The sequence below is a fragment of the Gilliamella sp. HK2 genome (assembly GCF_001690265.1).
In the GTDB taxonomy this organism is placed as follows: domain Bacteria; phylum Pseudomonadota; class Gammaproteobacteria; order Enterobacterales; family Orbaceae; genus Gilliamella; species Gilliamella apicola_C.
The window spans coordinates 1-1,458 of record NZ_LZGV01000009.1; the positions used below are offsets into that span (position 1 = coordinate 1).

Consider the following 1,458-nt stretch of genomic DNA (forward strand, 5'->3'; position numbering starts at 1 on the left):
ACACTTAAAATGAGGATACCGTCATTAATATTCGTTAGCGGACTGCCGTTGATATTAATCCATTGACCGGGGGCAAGGTTATAGCGATTACTCTTACCTTTAATGATAATTTGCTGACTAATCGCCTGTTCATGGCGAATACGGGCATACCACTGACCACTTTCAATCTGATTATCGTTTTGATTATCGTTATACTGGTTATTACCATTAGGATTACCATGGTTACCAACGCCATTGTTATTTTTGTTACTCGTTTGCGAGTTATCTTGTCCGTTGCTATTTAAGCCTTTATAGTGCTCGGCATAACGGTAGTCCTTGCCATCGGTGGTGAGGACTTTGGGTTGGGTGTTGATATCGGTGAGTAAATCGGCTTTGGCATCACGGTAGTTATAGTCTTGAACGGTCACTGAGGCGGGTACCACTTCGCTATGTAAGGTGATATCCCAAACACTTTCCACACCCGTATCGGCCATACCACTCGGCGGTTTATAGTCGATATTGGCCACCTGTACATAGCCTTGTTCATAATCACTTAATACCATCACATCACAATCATGCTCGGCATGGGTTTCAAAGCGAAACCAGATACCGACATCGGCCAATAAGCGTTGAATAAATTCCAGGTCACTTTCTTGCCACTGGGAGATAAACTCCCGTTCAGGATAACTGTCTTTGAGCGCTAACCGGTAATCAATGCCGGTAAAGCCGTGACTGCGTAGCACTTCTTCAACCACGCTGACCACGCTTTGATTTTGAAATATGGCACTATTTTTCCCCACGGCCAACCGTGCTAAGCACGAAGATAACACGACTTGGTAATGAGCTTCATCTTTATTGACTGATAGCTGGCTAAATTCAGTGATGACCCCATGCAAGGTGCGTTTATTCGTCACGGCGGGCAAGTCGCTTAGTGAACGAATAGCGGAAGTTAATGGTTTGTTAATAACAGGATTAAAGGAGAAAGTCGATTTTTGATTAAGGAACGCATCGGGCGATAAGGTTTTGTCAGGACAGGTAAAGGTAACCACATAACGCCAAGGTTGGTTTAACTGCTCATCACCGTCAACATGCAAAACTGAAATTGGTGCGGTCAGCCCATCAACGGTTAAGGTATAGCGGTTATGACTAACGCCCCCTAAGCCGGCCATTAAATGGCTAAACTCGCCACCGAGTTGATCCAAAAGGCGATTAAGTTCATTCGACATGTTTTGCTCTCCTATTATTCCTCATAATTTATTCCGTTTATTTTTATTTTAGTTATTATTTAATCGTATACTCAGTATGACTGAGTGCAAAAAACAGACAATTCAGCCAAAAAGCATACACTGTTTTAGTGTAAAATTTAATCTTTTTTTTCAATTGTTAAATAAATAGTGCTGAATATTAATGGGTTATATTAGTTAAACCAGTAAGTGATAACCGTTTAACGTTTTAGCTAAATAAGGGATTTAAGCCATT

Annotated in this window: 1 protein-coding gene; it reads right to left on the reverse strand. The window is 41.4% G+C overall.

Features of this window, described 5'->3' with window-relative positions; translation table 11 throughout:
- On the reverse strand, positions 1-1,205 hold a 1,205-nt coding region (locus A9G45_RS00205; RefSeq protein ID WP_141673552.1), incomplete at its 3' end, for a type VI secretion system Vgr family protein.
- Positions 1,206-1,458: the final 253 nt, after the last annotated feature.